This is a genomic window from Paraburkholderia sp. BL17N1, assembly GCF_003634175.1.
In the GTDB taxonomy this organism is placed as follows: domain Bacteria; phylum Pseudomonadota; class Gammaproteobacteria; order Burkholderiales; family Burkholderiaceae; genus Paraburkholderia.
Genome location: NZ_RBIW01000001.1, coordinates 3,731,655 through 3,755,813, shown reverse-complemented (window position 1 = coordinate 3,755,813; position 24,159 = coordinate 3,731,655). Strand labels below are relative to the sequence as shown.

Genomic DNA, 24,159 nt, shown 5'->3' with positions numbered 1-24,159 from the left:
ATAGTCAGCAGGAGAAGGTCATGGCCGTCAGCACCGCACCTGAAGCGACCAGCACCACCCAGGCAGCGCCGGGCAAGCTGGTCGAAATGAACTGGGATCCGATTACGCGGATCGTCGGCAGTCTGGGGATTTACACCAAGATCGATTTTGCGAACCGTCGGGTGGCGGAATGCTACAGCACGTCGTCGATCTTTCGCGGCTATAGCATTTTCATGAAGGGCAAGGACCCGCGCGACGCGCATTTCATTACGAGCCGGATCTGCGGCATTTGCGGCGACAATCACGCGACCTGCTCGGTCTACGCGCAGAACATGGCCTACGGCGTGAAGCCGCCGATGATCGCCGAGTGGATCGTCAACCTCGGCGAAGCGGCCGAATACATGTTCGACCACAACATCTTCCAGGACAACCTGGTGGGCGTGGACTTCTGCGAGACGATGGTCAAGGAAACGAATCCGGGCGTGTGGGCCAAGGCGCAAAAAACACCCGCTGCGCATGCGGACAAGCACGGCTATAAAACCATCGCGGAGATCATGACCGCGCTCAATCCGTTTACCGGCGAGTTCTACCGCGAGACGCTGATGGTGAGCCGCTACACGCGCGAAATGTTCTGCCTGATGGAAGGGCGCCACGTGCATCCGTCGACGCTATATCCCGGCGGTGTGGGCACCGTGCCGACCATTCAGCTCTTCACCGACTACATCACGCGCCTGATGAAATACGTGGAGTTCATGAAGAAGGTCGTGCCGCTGCACGACGATCTGTTCGACTTCTTCTACGAGGCATTGCCCGGTTATGAAGAAGTGGGCCGGCGCCGTGTTCTGCTGGGCTGCTGGGGCTCGTTCCAGGACCCGAACGTGTGCGACTACAACTACAACACCATGACGCAATGGGGTCGCGGCATGTTCGTCACGCCGGGCGTGGTGGTGGACGGAGAACTGGTCACGACCGATCTCGTCGACATCAACCTGAACATTCGCATTCTGCTCGGCAGTTCCTATTACGACGACTGGGATCACGAAGAAACCTTCGTGAAGAACGACCCGCTCGGCAATCCGGTGGACCGCAAGCATCCGTGGAATCAGACCACGCTGCCGCATCCGCAGAAGCGCAAATTCGACGGCAACTATACGTGGGTAATGTCGCCGCGCTGGCTCGACAAGCGCACGGGCGACCACCTCGCGCTCGATACCGGTGGCGGTCCGATTGCGCGACTGTGGTCCACGGCGTTGGCGGGACTGGTGGATATCGGCTATATCAAGGCGACCGGTCACAGCGTGAAGATCTATTTGCCGAAGACCGCGCTCAAGCCCGAGGTCGAATTCGAATGGAAGATTCCGAAGTGGAGCAATGCGCTCGAACGCGATCGCGCTCGGACGTATTTTCAGGCTTATTCGGCAGCCGCGGCGCTGTATTTCGCCGAGCAGGCGCTCGCCGAATTGCACGCGGGCCGCACCCGCACGTTCAGCGACTTCACGGTGCCGGAAGAAGGGCTCGGCTGCGGCTTCCATGAGGCGGTGCGCGGCGTGCTCTCGCATCACCTGGTGATCCGCGAGGGCAAGATCGCCAACTACCATCCGTATCCGCCCACGCCATGGAACGCCAATCCGCGCGATATCTACGGCACGCCCGGACCTTATGAAGACGCCGTGCAGAACACGCCGATCTTCGAAGAGAACGGCCCCGACAAGTTCAAGGGCATCGACATCATGCGCGCGGTGCGCAGCTTCGATCCATGCCTGCCGTGCGGCGTGCATATGTACGTGGGCAACGGCAAGACCATCGACACCTCGCACTCGCCGACCTTCGGTGTGATGCAGGGAGCGCATACGTGAGCACCCGGACGAGCGACCAAAGCCCGGTCGCCGCCCAGCAACGCCGCATCGAGGAACTGATTGCGGCGCTGGAGACGCTCGACGATCCGGCGGCGCGCGAGAGCGCTCAGGAACTGCTGCAGGTGGTGCTCGATCTGCATGCGAACGGGCTCGCGCGTCTGCTGGAAATCGTTTCGTCCGTCGGGGCGATGGACGACGCCATGCTCGAAGCATTCGAACGCGACGCCGGCGTATCGGCGCTGCTGCTGTTGCACGGTTTGCATCCGCAAGACCTGCCGACGCGCGTGTCGCGAGCGGTGGAGAAGATGCGGCCGTTGCTCGGCGTGCAGGGCATCCAGATCGAATTGCTCGACGCCGCCGAAGAAGCGGTACGCGTGAAAGTGGCCGGGCGTCTGCAAGGCAAGCACAATTCGATCGGCGAATTGCGGCAGGAAATCGAGCTTGCGATTTTCGAAGCCGCGCCGGAGGCGACGCGTGTCGACATTGCGGGTTTGCAGGACGTCAACGTGCATGAACTGCGCTTCATGCCTAATACGCGCACTGAGACGCAAACCAGGGTAGCCGGCCGGACCGAGGCCGGCGCGCAATGACGTCCGCCGTCGCCACGACGCGCGGCTGGGTCGCGGCCGTGCGCCATTTCGTGCGCAAAGCCGACGACACGCACTGCGAGTTGTGCGGCGCGCTGCTGCTGGCCGACCATCCTCATCTGTTCGAGATCGCCAAACGGCAACTGCATTGCTGCTGCCGTGCCTGCGCATTGTTGTTCGGCAATCAGCAGAACGCGCGTTATCGTCCGGTGCCGCGCGACGCGCGTTATCTCGACGGCTTTCGCATGAGCGACGCGCAGTGGGACGCGCTGGCGATTCCCATCGACATGGCTTTCTTCTTTTACGACAGTTCGGCGCAACATATCGTCGCGCTGTATCCCGGACCGGCGGGCGGCACGCAGTCGCTGCTGGATCTGCAGGCGTGGACCGAACTCGTTGCCGACAACCCGTGGCTCGCGCAACTGGAGCCCGACGTCGAAGCGCTGCTCGTGAACCGCAGCGAAGGCGCGCGCGAGTATTACCGTGTGCCGATCGACCAATGTTATGCGCTGACCGGCGTGATTCGCGCGCGATGGCGCGGCGTCTCGGGCGGCCGGCAGGCCTGGAATGCGATCCATCGTTTCTTTGCCGCGTTGAAGACTCATGGCCGCGTACCGGAGGGCTTGCTTCATGCCTGATCTCGCATTCACCGTCGAGTCGGCGGAAGTGGTGCCGTTTGCGGCGGCGCCGCTGCTGATGTTCAAGCTGCATATCGTCGATACGGCGGCTGACCCGTCGGCGCAGCTCGAGATCGCCAGCATCATGCTGCAATGCCAGATCCAGATCGAGGCCGCGAAACGTCGCTACGCACCCTCCGAGCAGTACGGGCTCGAAGACCTGTTCGGTATTCCGCCGCGTTGGGGCGATACGTTGCGCACGATGCTGTGGACGCATGCGTCGGCGGTCGCGCCACCGTTCACCGGCGAATGCACGCTCGATCTGACCGTACCGTGCAGCTACGACTTCAATGTCGCCGCCACCAAATACTTTCACGGTCTGGAAGAGGGCGAGATTCCGCTGATGCTGCAGTTCAGCGGCACCGTGTTCTATCGCGAGCCCGACGGCGCATTGCAGGCCGCGCCGATTCCATGGCACAAGGAGGCAGCGTACCGTCTTCCGGTGGCGTTATGGCGCGACATGATGGCTCGCTATTACCCGAACGGCGCGTGGCTATGCCTGCATCGTGACGTGTTCGATCGCCTCTCCCGTTTTAAAACCCGTGGCGGTCTGACGAGTTGGGAGCAGGCGGTGACGAGTCTGCTCGACAAGCTCGAGGAGGACATATCGTGAACGCGGTCGAGAGCGTGGTGCAGGCGGTGCTGTACGAAGGCTACATGCTGTATCCGTACCGGCCGACTTCGGTGAAGAACCGGCAACGCTGGACCTTCGGCGGCGTTTATCCGCGCGCCTATGCGGAGGCATCCGGCAGCGATCCGTGGGTGACGCAAAGCGAGTGTCTGCTGCGCGGCGGCGAGCACACGCGCGCGGCCGTGCGGCCCGGCTTTTTGCAGGTGATCGAGCGGACGGTGCTGGACGTCTCGGAGAGCGCCGCGGTGCGGCCGGAGTCGGGCGAGCCGGCATGGCGCACGGTATCCCGGCTCGATATCGACGAACAGCGCTACACGCCGTGGCAGGAAGCGGCGGAACGGCATCTCGCGCTGCCCGTGCTGGTGCTCGGCGAGTTGCTGAACGCCCCACGTGAGATTCCCTTTTCATTCGATGCCGGCCATGAACTCGAACCGCTGGCGGACTGGCATGGCACGCTGCGTGGCGCGTTGCGCCGCACGCGTGCGGCGCTGCAAGGCCGCGTCGAAATCAGTGCGGCGAGCGTGGCGGCGGGCGTCTATCGGCTGAAGGTGCGCATCGTCAATGAAACGCCGCTCGAGCAGGCGCGCAACCTCACGCGCGATGCCGCGTCGCTGTATGCACTGGTCTCGTGCCATACCGTGCTGAACATCGAGCGCGGCACATGGATCTCGTCGATCGATCCGCCCGACGACCTCGCGGCGGCCTCGGCCGCGTGCCGCAATATCGGCGTGTGGCCGGTGCTGGTCGGCGATGAAAAGCGGCCCGACACGATGCTCGCCTCGCCGATCATCCTCTACGATTTCCCGCAGATCGCGCCCGAAAGCGCAGGCGATCTGTTCGACGCTACGGAGATCGACGAGATTCTCACGCTGCGCATTCTCACCATGACCGACGATGAAAAGCGCGAAATGGTCGCCACCGACGAGCGCGCTCGCGCCTTGCTCGCGCGCACCGAAGGTCTGGGCGCCGAGCAGATGCAGAAGCTGCACGGCACCTTGCGGCAGGTGCGCGCGCTCGATGCGGCGAGCGTGGACGCGCCGGTTTCTCCGGCACGGAGCGCCGTGCCGGCTTCGCCGTGGGCCGAACTCGATGCGCGACCGCATCTTGCCTGCGTGCGGGTCGCGGGCGTGGAGATTCGCATCGGCGATCAGGTGCGTCTGCGCCCGCGCGGCCGCGCGGACATCTTCGATATCGCGCTGAGCGGCATGGTCGCGACGATCGAATCGATCGAGCGCGATTTCGACGACCACGTGCACGTTGCCGTGACCATCGACGACGATCCGGGCAAGGACTTCGGCGTGCAGCGCATGCCGGGCCACCGGTTCTTCTTCGGGCCGGACGAAATCGAGCCGCTCGGCCAGGCCGCCGGCGCACGGCGGGGGCAGGTATGAGCGCGATTCTGGTGGCCGGCATCGGCAACGTGTTTCTCGGCGACGACGGCTTCGGCGTCGAAGTGGTGCGCCGTTTGCAGCAACAGTTGGCCGCGGGCGACTTGCCGGGATTCGCGGCGGACGTGGACGTCGCGGACTTCGGCATTCGCGGCGTCGATCTGTGTTACGCGCTGCTCGACGGCGTGGACAGCGCGATCCTGATCGACGCCACGCAGCGCGGCGGCGCGCCGGGCACGCTGTACGTGATCGAGCCGTCCATCGACGAGTCGGACAGTACAGCGAGCGAAGATCCGTACGCGCTGCCGATCCTGACGTCGCCGCATGAGATGGACCCCGCCAAGGTATTGCATACCGTGCGCATGCTCGGCGGCTGCTGCGAGGACATTGTCGTGCTCGGCTGCGAGCCGCAGGATTTCGGTTGCGAACAAGGCGAAGAAGGGCGAATGAGTTTGAGCCGCCCCGTGGCGGCTGCGGTGGAGCTGGCCGCTGACACGGTGGTGCGGCTCGTGACGGCGAGGCTCGCGCAGCGCGCCGCGCGCGTGGCCTGATATGCGGGGTGTGCGGGCACGTCATGCATACGGCGTGGAATAACTGAAGCGGGAGACATCATGAAAGGTTTTTTCAAGTACCTCTTATTGCCGGCATTGGTGGTGGGCGTGCTGGCAAATATGAAGGACATCAAGCGCTATATCCGAATTCGCAACATGTAGGCGGCGACGGTCAGGGAGATGGCGATGAGCACGCATGCACGGCCCGCCGGGCCGGGTTCGACGCAGAATCCGGCGGTCGCGGGACCGGTGGGTGAAGAGATCCGCGTGCGCGGGCTGGTGCAGGGCGTCGGCTTCCGGCCGACCGTGTGGCGGCTGGCGCATGCCTGCGGCGTGGTGGGCGACGTGTGCAACGACAGCGACGGCGTGCTGATTCACGCATGGGGCGACGCGTGGATGCTGCAGCGTTTCATCGACAGCCTGAGCGCCGAGTGTCCGCCGCTCGCGCGGATCGACGCGATCGAGCGGCATGAGTTGAACGAGGCGGCCGGAGCAAGCGACTTTCGTATCGTGCCGAGCGTGCGCGGCCCGGTGCAAACCGGCGTCACGCCCGACGCGGTCATCTGCGCCGACTGCGCGGCGGATACCGCCGACCCGGCGAACCGCCGCTATCGCTACCCCTTTACGAACTGCACGCACTGCGGCCCCCGGCTGTCGATCGTGCAGGCCATTCCCTACGATCGCGCCAATACGACCATGGCGGCGTTCGTCATGTGCGACGCGTGCCGTGCGGAATACGACGATCCCGCCAACCGGCGCTTTCACGCGCAACCGGTCGCGTGCCCCGCATGCGGCCCGCGTGTCTGGCTGGAGAGCCGCGATGGCGCGCGCGTGCGCGGCGACGATCCGTGCCGCGCGGCAAGCCAGTTGCTGCGGCATGGCGCGATCGTCGCGATCAAGGGCTTAGGCGGTTTTCAACTGGCCTGCCGCGCGAACGATGAAACCGCGGTCGCGCGTCTGCGGCGGCTGAAACGGCGCGAGCGCAAACCATTTGCGCTGATGGCGCGCGATCTGCAAGCCGTGCACCGGTATTGCACACCGAATCAAGCCGAATGCGCGCTGCTCGCGAGCGCCGGCGGACCTATCGTGATTCTGTCAGCCGATGGCGCCGAATGCGTCGCGCCGAGTGTTGCACCGGGCGTCGGCACATTGGGCTTCATGCTGCCGACCACGCCGCTGCATCGGCTGCTGATGGAGTCGATCGATTCCGCGCTGGTCGTGACGAGCGGCAACACCAGCGACGAGCCGCCGTGCATCGATAATGCGGACGCCCGCGCGCGTCTCGGCCGTATCGCCGATGTCTTCCTGATGCACGACCGCGACATTTCGCGCCGGGTCGACGATTCGGTCGCGCGCGTGGTGCGGGGAACGGCGCGGATCGTGCGGCGCGCGCGCGGCTATGCGCCGGCGCCGCTGCTGTTGCCTAAAGGTTTCGCCGATACGCCGGCCGTGCTGGCGACGGGCGGCGAACTCAAGAACACCTTCTGCCTTGCGCGAGATGCGCAGGCGATCGTCTCGCATCACATCGGCGATCTGGAAGACGCGCTGACGTATGCGGACTATCGCCGCGCGGTGGCGCAGTATCTGCGTCTGTTCGAGCATGAGCCGCAGGCAATCGCGCTCGACCTGCATCCTGAGTATCTGTCGCGCAAGATCGGCTACGAGCTCGCGCAAGCCTCGCAGATTCCAGTGGTCGAAGTGCAGCATCATCACGCCCATCTCGCCGCGTGCATGGCCGAAAACGGCGTGCCCTTCGATGCGTCGCCGATGCTGGGCGTCGCGCTCGACGGTCTCGGTTACGGCGACGACGGCACGCTGTGGGGCGGCGAATTCATGCTGGCCGACTATCGCGGCTATACGCGGCTCGGCCGCTTCAAACCGGTGGCGATGCCGGGCGGCACGCGCGCCATCGACGAGCCGTGGCGCAATGCCTACGCGCATCTGCGGGCGGCTTTCGACTGGTACGGATTCACGCGGCACTACAGCGGTCTGGAGATGCAGCAATTCCTGAGCAGCCGCCCGCGCGCGGCGCTCGATTCGATGATCGCGCAGCGCGTGAACAGCCCGCTCGCGAGTTCGGCGGGCCGTTTGTTCGACGCGGTGGCCGCCACGCTCGGCGTGTGCCGTGAGCGCGTGCTTTACGAAGGTCAGGCCGCGATCGAACTGGAGGCGCTGGTCGATCAGCACACACTGCGCAACGACAGCGACGCGCATGCGTATCCGTTCGAGCTGACCAACACCATGCCAGGTGGGTTGCGCTGCATCGAACCCCGGCCAATGTGGGAAGCCTTGCTCGACGATCTGCTGCGCTGCACGCCCGTGCCGGTGATCGCGGCGCGTTTTCACAAGGGCATGGCGATCGCGATCGTGCGCATGGTGGAGTGTCTTGCCGATCTGCTGACGGGCCCGGCCGACACGCGCAGCGTCGCGCTCTCGGGCGGCGTGTTCCAGAACCGCATCCTGTTCGAACAGGTCGCCACGCGCCTCAACGAAGGGGGTTTTCGCGTGCTGACGCATCGCCAGGTGCCGGCCAACGACGGCGGATTGTCGCTCGGGCAGGCGGTGATCGCGGCGGCACGGCCGCGCGACGAGGGTTGATAGTTTGCACGGGGTAGAGGGGAGAGCGACATGTGTCTGGGCATTCCAGGGCAGATCGTCGAAGTGACGGATGCGGCGAACGATCTCGCGCTCGTCAATGTCGGCGGTGTGCGGCGCGTGATCAACATCGCCTTCGTGATCGACGAAGACCGGCCGGCTAGCGCGTGCGTCGGCGAATGGGTGCTGGTGCATGTCGGCTTTGCAATGAGCCGCGTCGACGAGCGGGAGGCGGCGCGCACGCTTGCGCTGCTGCATGAACTGGGCGTCGCGCAGGGCGAGATGGATGAGTTGCGCGGCGCGCCGTGAGCGCGCCGGCACCCGCACACGGAGACCGGTCATGCCCGAACACGAATCGCTGCAAGCGCTGTATCCGTTCCTGCATGGCGCGCATCAGGACGCGGAGCGGCTCGACGCCGCCCTGCTCGAATCGGTGCGTCGCAAGGCGCAGGACAGCGTGGACGCGAAAACGCGTTTCTTCGAGGAAAGCGCGCCCGAGGTCGTGCGCGTGGCTCACGCGATTGCCGATGTGTATCGCCGTGGCGGACGGCTCTTCGCGATGGGCAATGGCGGTTCGAGTTGCGACGCGGCGCATATCGCGGTCGAGTTTCTTCATCCGGTCACGACAGGACGCCCCGCGCTCACCGCCGTCAATCTCGTCGCCGACATGGCCATGTTGACGGCGGTCGGCAACGACATCGGCTTCAATCATATTTTCGTCCGGCAACTGGTGGCACAGGCACGGCGCGGCGATGCGCTGATCGGCGTGTCGACGAGCGGCAATTCGGAGAACCTGCTGGCGGCATTCGCGAAGGCGAAAGAGATGGAACTGCTGACCATCGGGCTCTCCGGTCACGACGGCGGACGCATGGCCACGAGCGCCGCTCTCGATCATTGCCTCGTGGTGAGAAGCGACAGCATTCATCGCGTGCAGGAGACGCATGTCGCGATTTATCACATTCTGTGGGATCTCGTGCATACGCTGCTCGCCGACGATCGCGGCGGTCTCGGCGCTTCGGCCGCGGTTGCTGCGGGAGGCACGCCATGAAATACGTCGATGAGTTTCGCGACCCGGACAAGGCGAAAACGCTCGCGAAAGAGATCCGCGCGCTGGTGTCGCGCATCGAGCGCGCGAAGCAAAGGCCGCTGCAAATCATGGAAGTGTGCGGCGGCCACACTCACACGATTTTCCGCTACGGCATCCAGCAACTGCTGCCCGACACCGTAGAGTTCGTTCACGGTCCCGGCTGTCCCGTGTGCGTGCTGCCGATGGGTCGTGTCGACGATTGTGTCGCGCTGGCGGAGCGTCCGGAAGTGATTTTCACGACATTCGGCGACGCGATGCGCGTGCCCGGTTCGAAGAAAAGCCTGCTCAAGGCGAAAGCCGACGGTGCCGACGTGCGCATGGTCTATTCGCCGCTCGACGCATTGAAGATCGCGCAACTCAATCCGCACCGCGAGGTGATCTTCTTCGGCCTTGGCTTCGAGACGACCATGCCGAGCACCGCGATGACCGTCTTGCGGGCGCGTGCGCAAAAGGTCGCGAATTTCTCGCTGTTCTGCAATCACATCACCATCATTCCGACCATCAAGGCGATTCTCGATTCGCCGGACTTGCACCTCGACGGCTTTCTCGGCCCCGGACATGTCAGCATGGTGATCGGCACGCGCCCGTACGACTTCATCGCGCGGCACTATCGCAAGCCGATCACGGTGGCCGGCTTCGAGCCGCTCGACGTGCTGCAGTCGATGTGGATGGTGCTCAGGCAGATCGCGGACGGCCGCTGCGAGGTCGAGAACCAGTATGGACGCATCGTGCCGGAGGATGGCAACGCGCAGGCGCTGTCGGCGGTGGCGCGGGTGTTTGAGACGCGTGAGTTTTTCGAATGGCGTGGACTCGGCTCGATCGATCATTCCGGCGTGCGGATGCGCGAGACATTCGCGGCATTCGACGCCGAGCGCAAGTTCGCGGTGCCGAATCTGAAGATCGCCGATCCGAAAGCCTGTCAATGTGGCGAGGTGCTCAAGGGCGTGATCAAGCCGCATCAATGCAAGGTGTTCGGCACAGCGTGTACGCCCGAGTCGCCGCTCGGCGCGCTGATGGTCTCGAGCGAAGGGGCGTGCGCGGCGTATTACAACTATGGGCGCATCGATACGTCGCGGATCGATGAACGGCGCGCGGCGCGGCAAGCGGCGGCTGAGTTGGCGACTCAGGTAGCGCCGTGTCTCGGCGCGGGCGGCGTGGCCGATGCGGCTGCGGCGATGCTCGCCGCCTCCACCGTGCGAGGCGGCCCATGAATGACCGCGCTGCCACCTCGATCAAATCCAGCGCGCCACGCCGCGTGCGGGACGCATCCGTCAATCTCGCGCACGGTGGCGGTGGCCGCGCAATGCGCGATCTGATCGAAGACGTGTTCGTGTCGGCGTTCGACAATCCCACGCTCGCGGCGCTGGAAGATCAGGCCGTCTTCGCGCTTGCCGATCTCGCCGCGCACGGCGACCGGCTTGCCTTTACGACCGATAGCTATGTGGTCGATCCGCTGTTCTTTCCGGGCGGCGACATCGGCACGCTGGCGGTGTCCGGTACGGTGAACGACCTGGCGGTGTGCGGCGCGACGCCTTTATATTTGTCGTGCGCGGTGGTGATCGAAGAGGGATTCTCCGTCGATCTTCTGCGCCGCGTGGCGGCGAGCATGCAGCGTGTCGCGCTCGAAGCCGGCGTCGCGATCGTCACGGGCGACACGAAAGTGGTGGAGCGCGGTTGCGCCGACAAACTGTTCATCAACACCGCGGGAATTGGTGTGGTGCGCCGCGATGTCGCGATCTCGGCGCGCCACGCGCGTCCCGGCGACGTGGTGATCGTCAACGGGTATCTCGGCGATCACGGCGCGGCGATTCTGGTGGCGCGTCAGCAGCTTGCCCTCGAAGCCGACATGGGAAGCGACTGCTGTCCGCTCAACGGCCTGATCGCGGCGATGCTCGACGCGTGCCCGCAGATCCACTGTCTGCGCGATGCGACGCGCGGCGGCGTCGCGACCGTGCTCAATGAATTCGCGCAAAGTTCGAACGTGACGATACGGCTCGATGAAGCCGCGCTGCCCTTGCGTGAACAGGTGAAGGGCGCGTGCGAGATTCTCGGCCTGGACCCGCTGTATCTCGCCAATGAAGGCAAGGTGGTGGCCGTCGTGCCGGCCGATGCCGCCGAACGCGTGCTGGCTGCCATGCGCGCGCATCCGCAGGGACGCGAGGCGGCGGTGATCGGCACGGTCGAACGCAGCGAGGCGGAGGCGAGCGGACTTGTCGTCATGCAGACGGTGTTCGGCGGACAACGCATCGTCGATATGCTGGTGGGCGAGCAACTGCCGCGCATCTGCTGAGCGGTCAAAGGGAGCGCGGCGTGCACGAGTTGAGCATTGCGAACAGCGTCGTCGAGATTTGCGCGGAACAGGCACACGGCGCGCGCGTGCGGCGCGTGACGCTGGAGATCGGGCAACTGTCGGCGGTGATGCCGGAGGCGATCCGGTTCTGCTTCGACGTGTGCGCGAAGGATACGTCGGTGGAAGGCGCGGCGCTCGAGATCGTCGTGATGCCGGGCGAGGCGCGCTGTCTCACGTGCGGTGCGACGGTCGCGCTCGACGTGCCGTACGGGCAGTGCGCCTGCGGGAGCGAGCGTCTCGAACTGATTTCCGGTCAGCAGTTGAAGATCCGGCGGATGGAGGTGGTGTGATGTGTACGACATGCGGATGTTCGAATACGCAGAGCGCGGCAGTGACCGATCTGGATGAGACGGTGGAGGGTGGTGCACAGGCGCGGCCGGAAAGCAGCAGCGCGGGTTCAGCTGCAAACGCTTATCGGCGAGTCGGCCAGCATCCGCATGCGGGTGTCGGTGGCCATTCGCATTCACACTCACACAGCCAACGCGATGATCACGAGCATGAGCATGGAGATGTCCCACACCATCATCACGAACATGAACACGAACACAGCACCTCGATCGACCTCGAACGCGACATCCTGGCAAAAAACCAGCTACTGGCCGAACGCAATCGCGGCTGGCTCGCCGGCCGTTCGATACTCGCGCTGAACCTGATGAGTTCGCCGGGCGCCGGCAAGACGACCTTACTCGAACGGACGATCCGCGATCTGGGTAACGCGTTCCCGCTGACGGTGATCGAAGGCGATCAGGCTACGCTCAATGACGCCGAGCGGATTCGCGCAACCGGCGCGCGAGTGGTGCAGATCAACACCGGCACTGGGTGCCATCTCGACGCGGAGATGGCGTCGAGGGCGCTGACACAACTCGACCCGCCGTTGCATTCGGTGGTGATGATCGAAAACGTCGGCAATCTGGTGTGCCCGGCGTTATTCGATCTCGGTGAAGCGGCCAAGGTTTTGATTCTTTCGGTGACTGAAGGCGAGGATAAGCCGATCAAGTATCCGCATATGTTCCGGGCGTGTTCGCTGCTGTTGCTGAACAAGATCGACTTGCTGCCGCATTTGCGCTTCGATGTAGAGCGCTGTGTCGCGTATGCGAAGCGTGTCAATCCGCAAATGGAGATTCTTCAGGTGTCGGCGCAGAGCGGGGAGGGGATGGATGGGTGGTATGGGTGGTTGCGGACGAGAGCAACCTCGATTCACGCGTAGAGTGAGGAGCGAGGCCACCGCATATACACGGTGAGCCACCGCTTCTGTGAGCCAGAGTCAGAAGTTATGGCGCATGCCAATCCGCACCACCGCCTGCTTATCATCCGCCGAAGCAGATGGCCCGTTGATCGCGGCAACCGCCTGTTTCATGCCGACCTACGGGCAAATCGGTCGGCCTGCGATTATCTGATCGACTGTTTCGTCGAAGCCGTCGCGTCGGCACCGGTTTTCCAGTTCGATACCGTTCGCGCTGATGCGCTCTGACTGCCACACACGCCGCCACTGTGCGTGATCAATGCGATGCCACGCGTTTGATGCGATGGAAGTTGCGATCGAAGTAGATCAACCCGTCGCCATCGCTGCGCACGCTGATGCGTGTGGTCTTCACGAACATCACCGAGTGCGAGCCGACTTCCTTCAGGTCGACGATCTCGCCTTGCAGACTCGCCAGTGCGTCGCGCAGGACCGGCACGCCGTGCGAGCCTTCATCCCAGATCGGCCAGCCGAAGCGTTCTTCCATCGGCACCTGGGTCATGCCCGCGAAGTGGCGTGCGAGCACTTCGTGCTCGCCGGGCAGCACGTTGACGCAGACCTGCCGGTTGCTCTGGAAGGTCGCATGCATCGCGCTCGACCGGTTCAGGCAGACGAGCAGTGTGGGGGGCGTATCCGTGACGGAGCACACGGCGCTCGCGGTCACGCCGCAACGTCCGTGCGGGCCGGCTGTCGTGATGACGTTCACGGCGGCACTGAGGTGCGCCATGGCTTGACGGAATTGCTGTTTGACGTCGATAAGAGCGTCGGCGTCGGGCATCGCGTGTTGGGTCGGCGTCATCGTTTGGATTCCTCGGGCAGGTGTCGAGTGATTGGATTCAAGCGTACTCAATCGCCATGCAGAAAAAAATCCGCACGAGCGGCAGGCGGGCAGGCGTGTTTCCCAGTGCATCTAAAGCTTTCCCCAATGGGTGGTTGAGCGCTGGACGCATGTACCACGATTAATGAGTCTTTCAGGGTAACTATCGCTTTGCAACGCTTTTACCGCTGGTTATGATGGACCGGGTATTACGCTTCGAATCGCATCTACAACGACCACCATGTCCCAGTCCTCGCCATCCGCCACGCCCCTCGCACCGATCGTCTACATCGTCGATGACGACAGCGGCATGCGCACGTCGCTCGCGTGGCTGCTCGAATCGGTTGGCGTGAAGGCCGCCGGTTTCGCGAATGCGAGCGAGTTTCTCGGCGCATTCGATGCGAACGTGCCCGCCTGTCTCGTGCTCGACGTGCGTATGCCGGAGCAAAGCGGCTTCGACGTGCAAGCGGAATTGAATCGCCAGGGCGTCACGTTGCCGATTATTTTCGTGAGTGGCCACGGCGATATTCCGATGTCGGTGCGCGCGCTGCAAAACGGCGCGATCGATTTCGTCGAGAAACCGTATAACTCGCAGCAGATGCTCGACCGCGTGCAAAGCGCACTGAAGCTCGCGGCGCATCGTCATGCGGCCGGCCAGAAGCAGCGCGAGTTGCGCAAGCGGATCGAGTCGCTGACCGCGCGTGAAAAAGAAGTCCTGCGCGGCGTGATCGACGGCAAAGGTAGCAAGCGCATCGCCAGCGATCTGTCGATCAGCGTCAAGACCGTCGACGTGCATCGCGCGAGCATCAAGGACAAGCTTGGCGCGGCGTCGATCGCGATGCTGGTGCGCGAAGTGATGGCGGTGTGGGATCAGGATGCGAACGTGGGTGCGATTCCGCGTTGATGCATGCCGCGGTGGCGTTCGCGCGCAACCGCAACTGCATCAACATCAACATCAGCATCAGCGCATGAAGAGTCCGCCGTTCACATCCCAGCACGCGCCGTTCGCGAAGTAGGCATGTTCCGCAGCCAGCATCACGGCGACATCGGCGACATAATCCGCGGAGCCCAGACGTCCCGCTGGAATGTTCGCGATCACCGCCTTCAGTTTGTCGGGCGCCACGCTTTCATGCACGATCGGCAGATCCATCGGTCCGGGCGAAATGGCGTTGACGGTCACGCCCGCCGCGCCGAGATCGCGCGCGAAGACCTTGGTGAGCGTAATCACACCGCCTTTCGCGGCCGCATAATGCGCGCCGGTTGCGGAGCCGCCATTCTGTCCCGCAAGCGACGCGATATTGACGATACGGCCCGCGCCCACGTCGGCGAAGTGCTGGCCGAACACCTGGCAGCCGAACAGCACGCTGCGCAAGTTGACGTTGATGACCTGATCGAATTGCTCGGCCGTTATATCCATCACGGAGACGACTTTGGAGGCACCCGCGTTATTCACCAACGCGTCGATACGCCCCCAGCGCTGCAGGATCGTGTCGCGCGCCGTAGTGAAGGCGGCTTTCGCGGTGACGTTGAGATTCAGCGCAAACGCAGTGGAACCGTCGGCGCTGAGATCGCGTGCGAGCGCATCTGCGGCATCGAACGCGATATCGCCGATGGCGACCGCGTAACCCGCCGCATGAAAGCGCGTGGCGATCGCGGCTCCCAGACCGCGTGCGGCGCCGGTGACAAGAACGACTCTCTTCTGCATTGCATCCACTCCACTTCGAAATAACGGCCGCCGTTCGCGCGGCCCGAGGCATCGCCCAAGCGAATCAAGCGGCGAGGGCGGCTTCGAAACGCGCCGCGATCGCACACACCTGCTCATCCTGGCCCTTGCGTCCGACGATCTGCAAACCTGCCTTGAGCGACGAGCCGGGGATCGGCAACGGCAAACTCAGCGCGGGATGACCGCTCAGATTGAACGGCCGGATCAGCGACGACATGGCGATCACCGACGTGCCGCTGCGCGCCTGCTCAAGTGTGATCGGCAGCGCGGGAAGCGTGGGCAGAATCAGCACGTCGACATTGTCGAGCGCGTGGTCGACCGCTGCGGTGAAGTGGCGGCGCACCTGTTCCGCCGCGTCGAGTTGCGCGGCGGTGGTGTTGGCCGCGGCGCGCAGGCGCGCGTCGAGATCCGCGCCGAGTTTGCCGCTTGCCACCAGATGGCCGAACGCGCGCGAGGTCTCGACGTTGATCACGGCGACGCCCGCGTCGAAGGCGGCGGCGAGACCGGCGAGCGGCGGGTTGTTCGCGACACAATCCGCCTTGTCGGCCGCGCGCGTCACGGCGTCGAGGATTTCGGCCGTGGCGTCCGCCTGCACGATGCCGACCTTGCACGTGCCTTGCCATGCGTGCGCGGCATTCGTATCGAAGTTAGCGGTGATGGCCTGCATCGCGGCAACGAGCGTGCGCATGTCGCGAGCAAACGGCCCGACACAATCGAGCGTGGATTCTCGCGGCGCCACGCCGAGCCGCGACACGCGCCCGAAGGTGGGCTTCAATCCGATCACGCCGCAGCAGGCGGCGGGTCCGCGAATCGAGCCGCCGGTATCGGTGCCGAGCGCGGCGTCGGCGTGTTTCAGACCGACTGCCGCCGCCGATCCGCTCGACGATCCGCCCGGAATACGCGCAGCGTCCTGCGGATTCTGCGGCGTGCCCGTGTAGTCGTTGATACCGGTCATGCCGAACGCCAGCTCATGCATGTTCGCCTTGCCGACAATGTGCCAGCCGGCCGAAAGCAAACGTTCGACGACTTCCGCATGCCCTTGCGCGGGCGGCGTATCGGCGAGCGCGCGGCTCGCGGCGGTGGTGGCGTAACCGGCGATATCGATCGTGTCCTTGATCGCGATGCTCGGACCGGTGCCGCCTAACGACAGCGTCTGGATAAACTCGTTCATGGGTGCGGTTTCCTTGCATTGACTTGCCACGGCGCGTCGAACAGGCGCTCCGTGCGAAAGTGCGTGATGAGCCAGTTACGGCCGTTATCGGCAGGCGCGAAATCCACTTCGAGGCGCGCCGAGATCAGTTCGGCCGGCGCATCGACATAGCCCGAGGCCTGCAGCATGATCCAGCGGCCTTTCGCGCTCGCCGCCTGAACGTCGATGCTTTCCGACGTGAGGAAGTGCACGTTCACAGAGAAATGCGGTGAGGGCGGCAGGTAGCGTGTGAGCATCGCGAGAATCTCAGCGTGGCCTATCAGGCGGCCAAACTTGCTCGCGTACTGTGGGCCGATGCCTTCCCAGATCGCGTCGGCGCGGAAGAGAGCAGCGAGCGTTTCGCCTTCGAGCACGCCGGACGGCACGTCGCATAACGCCATATAGCGCGCCATGGTGCGGCGCACGGCCGATTCGGCTTCGAGCGCGGCAAGCCGTTCGGTCAACTTGGCAAGCGTATCCTGGTTCGCGTTCATTGCAGTGCGCTCCGTTACGCTCAAGCGGCATTGGCGTGTTGCGGCGGCACTTGCAGCGCGCGTCCGACACGCGCTTCGATCTTGCCGTAGCGCCACAGATTGTATTCGCCCACCGGCGTGGTGCGATACAGATTGCACACGGCGACAGTCGTGTCGAAATCGCGCACGTCGGCCATGATGTAGAAGGTCCACGGCGAGTTGTCGGCGTGGCCCACGGTGAGACGGTCGTCGTCCATGATGCCGAGCACCTTGACGCCTTCCATCGACTCGATCGCGGCCAGCATCTTGCCGTAAGCCTGCCAGACTTCGCCGATCTGTTCGCGCGGCAGGTCGAAGAAATTCTGCGTGACGCCGCAGCAGAACAGAACACGCAGTGGCAGAGTTGAGGTATCGGACATGAGATGTTGCTCCTTTCAATCCGGGTTGTGCGAATAGTGATCGATCAGAAAATGGCTTACAGGTAGCCCGGAATCGGCGGCACGCCGACGAACACCGCGCCGGCGCCGTCATAGTTGCCTTCGCCGAGAAACGCGTGCTGCGTCACGACCATAGAATCGCGCATCAGGCGTTGCAACGGATGCGAGCGATAAATCGCCATCGTGCCGCCGAGCCGGTAAGCGCGCTGCACGACGTCGGCGCCTTCGCGGGCGATCTGCGTCGCCGAAAGACGCAGCAGGCTCACTTGATCCGCCGTGACGGGATCGCCGGCGAGGATCGATTGCCAGACCTGGTGAGTGGTGTCGTAGAAGAATGCGCGCGCCGAGCGCAATTGCGCCTCGGCTTTGGCGAGTTCGATGCGGTAGTACGCGCGGTCGGCGAGTTGCGGCGCGCCTGTGGTCGTCTTGCGGCCGCCGGCCATGTGGTTGGCGACGTCGAGCGCGGCGCGGGCGAGGCCTAGGTTGACGACGGCGAGCACCTGCGCGGCGTAGGCGATGGTTGGATAGCGATACAACGGCTCGTCCACGCACGGTTCGCCGCCACGCACGAAGGTCCAGTCGTCCGCGACGAACTGGTCGGAGACGCGCAGATCGTGACTGCCGGTGCCCTGCATGCCGACCACCTCCCAGTTCTCGACGATCTCCACCTGATGCGGACGGAACACGGCCGTGCGCGGTTTGCCGCCCGCACCTGGAGCACCGACACCGATGCCCACGCCGAGCCAGTCCGCGCCTTTGCAGCCGCTCGCGAATTTCCACGTGCCGTTCACACGCCAGCCGCCTTCAGCGGGCTGCGCAGGCTGCACCGGGAAGAGGCCGCCCGCGAACACCTGGTCGGGGCCGTCGGCATAGATTTTCGCTTGCGTATGCAACGGCAGCGCCGCCAGATAGACGTTGGCCGAGCCGAAGCTCGCGACCCACGCCGCCGAACCGTCCGCGATCGCGATGCGCTCGATCATGTCGAGAAACAGGGCAGGCGCCAGCGCGTCGCCGCCGAACCGCCTCGGCGTGGCCGCGCGATACACACCCGCACGCTTGAGCTTCGCGATCACGTCACGCGGCACATGCGAAAGGCGGTCGAATTCGTCGCGGCGCGCGGCGATCTCGGCGATCACTTCGTCGAGCGGCAGGCGGGCGGTATTTAACGTGTTCGACGTGTTCGACGTGTTCGACGTGTTCGACTGTTCAACAGCAACGGCGGCGGTGGCGGTGGCGGACATGGTGGGGCTTCTCCTTGATTCGTTATTGACTGAAACGCATGACGTTGGGCCCGAAACGACGAGCCGCGCAGATTCAGACCAGTCTAGAAATGCAAAAAGAACGCTTCAATTGGGACGCGGCGCGCAGTTTTAGGTAATGCTCCGGGGTCGTCTAAAGAAATCTTCAGAGGCGCAACACGCGCACTGGTGTTATGTTTCCGTCCATACGTAAGCGAACCTGCGTGCCGTACTCCCCGATGAATTTCCCCGCCGAAGAAGACTTCCACCGCCTGCTCGACGCGCTCACGCTGTGCGTGCTGCTGCACGACGCCGACACCAAGGCGATCGTGTGGGCCAATCGCGCGGCCTGCGAGGCGCTCGGCTTTACGCTCGCCGAATTGCTGCCGCTCAAGGCGAAGGACATGACGCGGCCGGTGCCGAAATACCGCCGCGAGATCGGCGTCGGCGCGATGGACCGTTCGATCACCGAAGGCCCGCAGGTCTACGAGTGGTGTTACCGCTCGCGCACCGGCGCCGACATGTTGTCCGAGGCGATCGCCACTTACGTGCCGCTGCGCGAGCGCGCGGTGGTGATGGTGCAGTTCCGCGACATCAGCGTCGAAGACACGCTCAAGCAAACGCTGCGCCGTTACGAATCGCGGCTGCGCGAATTCATGCAGGATCTCGGCGAAGGCGTCGCGGTGCTGACGCCCGCGGGCGAAGTGGAATTCGTCAGCGAATCCGGCCGGCGCGTGCTCGGCCTGGAAGAGGGCGCGCCGATGGGCGCCGTGCTCGACTATTGCAGCGAGCCGGACCGCGAGCGTCTGCTGGAACAGCTCGCGAACGCGCCGCGGATTCAGCCGTCGGCGCCGCAGCGTTATCGCATCACGCGGCGCGACGGCACGCCGCGCTGGCTGCGTATTACGTGCCGCCGTATCGAGATCGAAAACGACCTGAATGGAAGGCTGCTGCACTTTCGCGATGTGACGGACGAGGTCGCCGTCGAAGACGCGCGACGCGACGAAGCGCGTTTGCTCGAATATGCGGGACGTTACAACGCGATGGGGGAAATGGCGACCGCCATCGCTCATGAATTGAGCCAGCCGCTTGCCGCCGTGCGCAACTTCATCGAAGGCTCGATCCGGCGGCTCGCGCAACCCGCTTCGATCGACGACGCCGTATGGGGTTTGCGCAGCGCCGATCGTCAGGCTGAGCATGCTGCATTGATCATCAAGAGTGTGCGCGATTACATTGTCAAGCGCGAGCCGAGCGAGACGCATGCGGATCTGCGCGAGGTGCTCGCGGACGTTGCGTACTTTATCGAGTTGCGCGCGCGCGAGGCGGGCGTGACGCTCACGATCGAGCAGGCGACGCAGCCGCTGCCCGTGTACGTTGAGCGTGTATTGATCGGCCAGGTGGTGTTGAATCTGGCCTTCAACGCGATCGAAGCGCTGGGAGAAGGGACAAACAAAAGCGTAACCCCGGAGAGCCGTGAGCTTCGCCTCGTCACGCACCTGCGCGGCAAATACGCGATTGCCCAGGTCATCGACAACGGCCCAGGCGTTCCCGCCGATGCTCACGGCCGTCTGTTCGACGGCTTCTCTTCGTCGAAAGCGGGCGGCAACGGCATCGGACTTTCGCTGTGCAAGAACATCGTCACGCGACACGGCGGCGAGATCTGGGCAAAGCCGGCGCGGCATGGCGGGCTCGAATGCAGCTTCTCGCTGCCGCTCGCCGCCGCGCCGGCCGGCTGATTGCAACAGATCAATCATGCGTGGTGCTGGTGTTGCGCGGAATCGTCACGAGCGTGAGCGCGGTAATCACGCCGAAGCCGATCAGCATCAGCGCGACCGGCCACGGTGCGCGCACTTGTGCGTACAGCGCGGTAGCGACGAGCGGCGCGAGTCCGCCCGAAAACACCGAAGCGATTTCGTGGCCGAGCGCCATGCCCGAGTAGCGCACTTCGGTAGGGAACAGTTCGCCCATCAACGCGGGTTGTGTGCCGATCATGGCCGCGTGGCAGAAGGGCAGGCCGAGCACCAGCGAGAGGAACACCAGCATCGGTTGATGCGTGTCGATCAGCCAGAAGGCGGGAAACGCGATCACCACCAGCCCGAGCGCGCCGATCATATACACGGGCCGCCGTCCGATTACATCCGATAGACGTCCCCACAACACGATCGTCACGAGTTCGAGCAGCATGGCGGCCATCACGCCGCCGAGCATCACCGAAACCGGCACGCCGATCGTCTTGCCGTACACCAGCACGAACGACAGAAAGATATACGTTCCGCCGTTTTCGGCGACGCGCAGCCCCATCGCTTGCAAGACCTGCTTCGGATGATTGCGCAGCACCGTCAGCACAGGCATGTGCTTCGGTTTGGCGGCGGTGAAGTCGCGGCTCTCCGGCAAGCGCCGGCGAATGTACACGCCGACGCCGAAGATCAGCACGCTGGCCAGAAACGGCACACGCCAGCCCCACGACATGAAGCTTTCCACCGGCAAGCGCTGCACCAGATAAAACGCAGCCGCCGACAACACGAAGCCACCCGCCACACCCAACTGGCTGAACGCCGCATAGTAGCCGCGACGATTGGCCGGCGCACTCTCGCTGATCAGCAGCACGCCGCCGCCCCATTCGCCGCCTGACGCAATGCCCTGTACGACTCGCAAACATACGAGCGCGGCGGGCGCAAGAAAGCCGACTTGCGAGAAGGTGGGCAACAGGCCGATGCCGAAGGTGGCCACGCCCATCATCATCAGCGTGATGACGAGCGCGCGCTTGCGGCCATGCCGGTCGCCGATATGGCCGAACACGATACCGCCCAGCGGCCGCGCGAGGAAACCGATCGCGAAGCCCGCGAAAGCGGCCAGCGTGCCGAGCAGCGGATCGCCGTGCAGCGGGAAGAACAAAGGTCCGAAGATCAGCGCGGCGGCCGTGCCGTACAGAAAAAAGTCGTACCACTCGAGCGCATTGCCGAGCACGGAGGCGACGATGATCCGCCGCAAGGTTTGCGAAGTGGCCGGCGCGGCGGATAAAGGTGGCGATCCGGCCGTGGGAGAAAACGTGTCGTTTTGCATCTGCGTGCCCATTGGTTCGCGTTGACTAAAAGGAAAGGCGCTAGCGCCCCAGTGATTTCGCGGTCTGCCCGCCAATGCCGAAATCGGTATTCGGAATGTCCTTGATCATCACGCGGGCGGCGTCGAGCGGCGTGTCGAGCACGTCCGCGCCGGTCCGGCTGAGCGCGGAGATCAGGGCTTCCTTCTGCGCGGGCGTGCGGCCCGCGATCAGGATCGCCACGATGGTCAGCAGCGGCGCCCGACCATTCGCGTTGCTCACGCCGCCCGAACCGAAATCGTGCGACGGCAGTTCACTCAGCAGAATCCGCACCGATTCGGCGGGCGCGCCGATTGCTTTCACGGTGGCCTGAGTAAGGCCCGCGATCAATTGCGCCTTGCGCGCGGGCCAGTGACCGTCCGGCAAATAAACTTCTAGTGTAGGCATGGCTGCGCTCGCGGTTCTTGAAGACCAGAAGATCAGAGCAGGAAGCCGATCGCGCTCAACGCTTCGGTCGAATCGATCAGGCGGATCACCTTCTCCACGATGCGCGGCTCGCCGCTTGCGAAACTGATGCGATGCGTGAGGTCCGCAGCGAACAGCGTCGACTTGCCGCGTTTATAAGCGACGATCACTTGCGCCGAATTCACCGTGACTTCATCGCTGGCGTCGCTCGTGAGCGTGAAGCGCGACACGGTACGAACGGTGCGGGCGGCGTCGGTGGCCGATGCCGAATAGCCGGACATCATGCGTTGCACGCGCTTTTCGCGCATGTCCTGATCGTCGTACGCGTAGTTCAGCGTGGCGGCGAAGTCGGTGGTGTCGTGCTCGATCGGCACCACGTAGAAGCCGGCCGGGTCCCACAGCGTGAGCCACTCGCGATAGTCCTTGCGGTCCAGCAGTTCGGCTTCACGCCAGATGAGCTCGATTGCACCGGCAAAAGTCTTCTGCGAAAACAGCGTGTTCCTGTCGTCCATCATGCCTGCTCCATCATCGTGCGCCATTGCGCGTACGCTTCGCGCATGCCGGTTTCGTCGGTGGCGTGCGCGGTTTTTTCGCCGTTCGGCGCGGTGCTCTCGCGATTCAGGCCTCGGTTGACGAGAATCGGCAGATCGGGGCCGGCGTGCGAGCCGCGCTGCACGCGCTCCCATGCTTCGGCGTCGTCCGGGCTGCCGAAACCGAACGGGCCCTGGAAGTGTTCGTGAATGCGCAGGCGCACGCGGTTCGCCTCTTCGGGGCCGCCGTCCATGGCGAGCGCGACGTGACGGATCTCGGTCTCGTTCGCGGAAATGGGCCGCAGTACGCGGAAAAACGCCATCGACAGCGCGAGGTTCGGAAACAGATTCAGGTTGAAGCCGACGCCCATCAGCGAGCGCACGATGCGGCGCACTTCCTCCGGCGTGTGGTCCTTCGCGAGCGAGGCGGCGAGTTCTTCGAAGCGCTCGGGAATCGGCGCACCGTCGTCCTTGTCGAGATCGACGATTTCCGGCACCAGCACGGCGAGGCTGTGACCGTTGCCGAGCGAGCGGCAAAAGGCCTGGTCGCTCGTCATGAAGCTGGTGATCGCGGCGGCGGTTTCGTCGTCGATCGATTTCATCCACGATTTGTGGACCACGGGGAAGTGATACAGGTCGGTGGTGTTCTCGAGCTGGATCTTCCAGTTGCCGTTGAAGCGGAAGCGGTGTTCGCCGTTGGCCTTGATCGGATAGCCGGCGCCTTGCTTCATGAACAGATCGATCCACGGCCTGGCGCCGCCGAGGAAATCTTCCAGCGGCTCGATCTCCTGATTGAAGCTCGCGAAGATCAGGCCTTGATAGATGCCCACGCGCAGACTGGCGAGCGGCAGTTCGGTCTTGTCGATCACGCCTTCGTAACCGTCGCCGTACGGCAGCGCGCGCAAGGCGCCGTCGAGGCCGTAGGTCCAGCTGTGATACGGGCACGTGAAGCCTTTCGCGTTGCCCTTGTGCTGTTCGCAGACGGTCGCGCCGCGATGACGGCAACGGTTCTGCAAGACGTTGACCGCGCCGCTCTTGTCGCGCACCACGATCACCGGCTGGCGGCCGATCGTGGTGGTGCGGAAGTCGCCCGGATTCGGCAGTTCGCTTTCGTGCGCGACCCAGATCCACGTCTTGTAGAAAATGCGCTCGAGTTCCGCTTCGAAGACAGCCGGGTCGTAGTACAGCGAAGGGGCCACGCGGTCGGGCTGCGCGCGCTGATACAACGCGCTCGTATCGACGGTCTGATATGAGGATTCGCTCATGGCTCGTGTAGGTGGGGTGGTCGATGAAGGCAAGTTTCGTC

The 24,159-nt window shown here is 64.2% G+C and carries 26 protein-coding genes; 16 read left to right on the top strand and 10 right to left on the bottom strand.

Going from position 1 to position 24,159, the window contains the following annotated elements:
- Positions 1 to 20: 20 nt before the first annotated feature.
- The 14 genes from B0G82_RS16965 to B0G82_RS40085 all read left to right on the top strand — a co-directional run bounded on the left by B0G82_RS16965 (position 21) and on the right by B0G82_RS40085 (position 13,172).
- A complete protein-coding gene (locus B0G82_RS16965) occupies positions 21 to 1,835 on the top strand; it encodes a nickel-dependent hydrogenase large subunit (RefSeq protein ID WP_116141585.1) in 1,815 nt (604 codons plus the stop codon).
- Positions 1,832 to 2,425: a NifU family protein gene (locus B0G82_RS16960; protein ID WP_158608151.1), complete on the top strand. Its 594-nt coding sequence runs from the start codon at positions 1,832 to 1,834 to the stop codon at positions 2,423 to 2,425. The genes B0G82_RS16965 and B0G82_RS16960 overlap by 4 nt, the downstream gene beginning before the upstream one ends.
- Positions 2,422 to 3,060: a DUF5947 family protein gene (locus B0G82_RS16955; protein WP_121308037.1), complete on the top strand. Its 639-nt coding sequence runs from the start codon at positions 2,422 to 2,424 to the stop codon at positions 3,058 to 3,060. The genes B0G82_RS16960 and B0G82_RS16955 overlap by 4 nt, the downstream gene beginning before the upstream one ends.
- Positions 3,053 to 3,712: a DUF6084 family protein gene (locus B0G82_RS16950; RefSeq protein WP_121308036.1), complete on the top strand. Its 660-nt coding sequence runs from the start codon at positions 3,053 to 3,055 to the stop codon at positions 3,710 to 3,712. The genes B0G82_RS16955 and B0G82_RS16950 overlap by 8 nt, the downstream gene beginning before the upstream one ends.
- A complete protein-coding gene (locus B0G82_RS16945; protein WP_121308035.1) occupies positions 3,709 to 5,121 on the top strand; it encodes a hypothetical protein in 1,413 nt (470 codons plus the stop codon). The genes B0G82_RS16950 and B0G82_RS16945 overlap by 4 nt, the downstream gene beginning before the upstream one ends.
- Positions 5,118 to 5,669, top strand: coding sequence for a hydrogenase maturation protease (locus B0G82_RS16940; protein WP_121308034.1), 552 nt, complete (start codon positions 5,118 to 5,120; stop codon positions 5,667 to 5,669). Before B0G82_RS16945 ends, B0G82_RS16940 begins: the two co-directional genes overlap by 4 nt.
- A 186-nt stretch (positions 5,670 to 5,855) precedes the next feature.
- Positions 5,856 to 8,267, top strand: coding sequence for a carbamoyltransferase HypF (gene hypF / locus B0G82_RS16935; RefSeq protein ID WP_121308738.1), 2,412 nt, complete (start codon positions 5,856 to 5,858; stop codon positions 8,265 to 8,267).
- Positions 8,268 to 8,297: 30 nt separating this feature from the next.
- On the top strand, positions 8,298 to 8,573 hold the full coding sequence (locus B0G82_RS16930) for a HypC/HybG/HupF family hydrogenase formation chaperone (RefSeq protein ID WP_116117083.1): 276 nt from the start codon (positions 8,298 to 8,300) through the stop codon (positions 8,571 to 8,573).
- A 31-nt stretch (positions 8,574 to 8,604) separates the two neighbouring features.
- Positions 8,605 to 9,312 carry an SIS domain-containing protein gene (locus tag B0G82_RS16925; protein ID WP_121308033.1) on the top strand — a complete coding sequence of 236 codons (708 nt, stop codon included), beginning with the start codon at positions 8,605 to 8,607 and terminating at the stop codon, positions 9,310 to 9,312.
- Positions 9,309 to 10,562: a hydrogenase formation protein HypD gene (gene hypD / locus B0G82_RS16920; protein ID WP_121308032.1), complete on the top strand. Its 1,254-nt coding sequence runs from the start codon at positions 9,309 to 9,311 to the stop codon at positions 10,560 to 10,562. Before B0G82_RS16925 ends, hypD begins: the two co-directional genes overlap by 4 nt.
- Positions 10,559 to 11,641, top strand: coding sequence for a hydrogenase expression/formation protein HypE (hypE, locus tag B0G82_RS16915; RefSeq protein ID WP_121308031.1), 1,083 nt, complete (start codon positions 10,559 to 10,561; stop codon positions 11,639 to 11,641). Before hypD ends, hypE begins: the two co-directional genes overlap by 4 nt.
- A gap of 20 nt (positions 11,642 to 11,661) precedes the next feature.
- Positions 11,662 to 11,991: a hydrogenase maturation nickel metallochaperone HypA gene (gene hypA / locus B0G82_RS16910; protein WP_121308030.1), complete on the top strand. Its 330-nt coding sequence runs from the start codon at positions 11,662 to 11,664 to the stop codon at positions 11,989 to 11,991.
- 41 nt (positions 11,992 to 12,032) lie between these two features.
- Entirely contained in the window at positions 12,033 to 12,908 is an 876-nt protein-coding gene (gene hypB / locus B0G82_RS16905) for a hydrogenase nickel incorporation protein HypB (RefSeq protein ID WP_241974605.1), read from the top strand.
- Between the two features lie 66 nt (positions 12,909 to 12,974).
- Positions 12,975 to 13,172, top strand: a complete 198-nt coding sequence (locus B0G82_RS40085) for a hypothetical protein (protein WP_181916750.1) — start codon at positions 12,975 to 12,977, stop codon at positions 13,170 to 13,172.
- A 28-nt stretch (positions 13,173 to 13,200) separates the two neighbouring features.
- On the opposite strand, the gene hpaC is transcribed toward B0G82_RS40085, so the two are convergent.
- Complete coding sequence (gene hpaC / locus B0G82_RS16895) at positions 13,201 to 13,740, bottom strand: 4-hydroxyphenylacetate 3-monooxygenase, reductase component (protein ID WP_121308028.1); 540 nt, start codon at positions 13,738 to 13,740, stop codon at positions 13,201 to 13,203.
- 259 nt (positions 13,741 to 13,999) lie between these two features.
- Between hpaC and B0G82_RS16890 the strand changes: the two genes are divergently transcribed.
- Positions 14,000 to 14,662 (top strand): response regulator, encoded by a 663-nt coding sequence (locus tag B0G82_RS16890; RefSeq protein WP_121308027.1) that lies wholly within the window; start codon positions 14,000 to 14,002, stop codon positions 14,660 to 14,662.
- A 57-nt stretch (positions 14,663 to 14,719) separates the two neighbouring features.
- Here the strand turns inward: B0G82_RS16890 and B0G82_RS16885 are convergent, their stop codons facing one another.
- The 5 genes from B0G82_RS16885 to B0G82_RS16865 all read right to left on the bottom strand — a co-directional run bounded on the left by B0G82_RS16885 (position 14,720) and on the right by B0G82_RS16865 (position 18,821).
- Complete coding sequence (locus B0G82_RS16885; protein WP_121308026.1) at positions 14,720 to 15,463, bottom strand: SDR family oxidoreductase; 744 nt, start codon at positions 15,461 to 15,463, stop codon at positions 14,720 to 14,722.
- 64 nt (positions 15,464 to 15,527) lie between these two features.
- The gene (locus B0G82_RS16880) at positions 15,528 to 16,652 is read right to left on the bottom strand and encodes an amidase (protein WP_121308025.1); all 1,125 of its coding nucleotides are present in this window, start codon (positions 16,650 to 16,652) and stop codon (positions 15,528 to 15,530) included.
- Complete coding sequence (locus B0G82_RS16875; RefSeq protein ID WP_121308024.1) at positions 16,649 to 17,164, bottom strand: nuclear transport factor 2 family protein; 516 nt, start codon at positions 17,162 to 17,164, stop codon at positions 16,649 to 16,651. Before B0G82_RS16875 ends, B0G82_RS16880 begins: the two co-directional genes overlap by 4 nt.
- Before the next feature lie 20 nt (positions 17,165 to 17,184).
- The gene (locus tag B0G82_RS16870; protein ID WP_106284362.1) at positions 17,185 to 17,562 is read right to left on the bottom strand and encodes a hypothetical protein; all 378 of its coding nucleotides are present in this window, start codon (positions 17,560 to 17,562) and stop codon (positions 17,185 to 17,187) included.
- Between the two features lie 56 nt (positions 17,563 to 17,618).
- Positions 17,619 to 18,821: an acyl-CoA dehydrogenase family protein gene (locus B0G82_RS16865; RefSeq protein ID WP_121308023.1), complete on the bottom strand. Its 1,203-nt coding sequence runs from the start codon at positions 18,819 to 18,821 to the stop codon at positions 17,619 to 17,621.
- Positions 18,822 to 19,057: 236 nt separating this feature from the next.
- On the opposite strand from B0G82_RS16865, the gene B0G82_RS16860 reads away from it, so the two are divergent.
- Complete coding sequence (locus B0G82_RS16860; RefSeq protein ID WP_121308022.1) at positions 19,058 to 20,554, top strand: ATP-binding protein; 1,497 nt, start codon at positions 19,058 to 19,060, stop codon at positions 20,552 to 20,554.
- Between the two features lie 10 nt (positions 20,555 to 20,564).
- Here B0G82_RS16860 and B0G82_RS16855 read toward each other — a convergent pair whose 3' ends face one another.
- The 4 genes from B0G82_RS16855 to B0G82_RS16840 are packed head-to-tail and all read right to left on the bottom strand — an operon-like array spanning position 20,565 to position 24,118.
- Entirely contained in the window at positions 20,565 to 21,881 is a 1,317-nt protein-coding gene (locus tag B0G82_RS16855) for an MFS transporter (RefSeq protein WP_121308737.1), read from the bottom strand.
- Positions 21,882 to 21,921: 40 nt separating this feature from the next.
- Positions 21,922 to 22,305, bottom strand: coding sequence for a tautomerase family protein (locus B0G82_RS16850; protein WP_116141548.1), 384 nt, complete (start codon positions 22,303 to 22,305; stop codon positions 21,922 to 21,924).
- Between the two features lie 32 nt (positions 22,306 to 22,337).
- Positions 22,338 to 22,838 carry an aromatic-ring-hydroxylating dioxygenase subunit beta gene (locus B0G82_RS16845; RefSeq protein ID WP_121308021.1) on the bottom strand — a complete coding sequence of 167 codons (501 nt, stop codon included), beginning with the start codon at positions 22,836 to 22,838 and terminating at the stop codon, positions 22,338 to 22,340.
- A complete protein-coding gene (locus B0G82_RS16840; RefSeq protein WP_121308020.1) occupies positions 22,835 to 24,118 on the bottom strand; it encodes an aromatic ring-hydroxylating dioxygenase subunit alpha in 1,284 nt (427 codons plus the stop codon). Before B0G82_RS16840 ends, B0G82_RS16845 begins: the two co-directional genes overlap by 4 nt.
- Between the last annotated feature and the right edge of the window lie 41 nt (positions 24,119 to 24,159).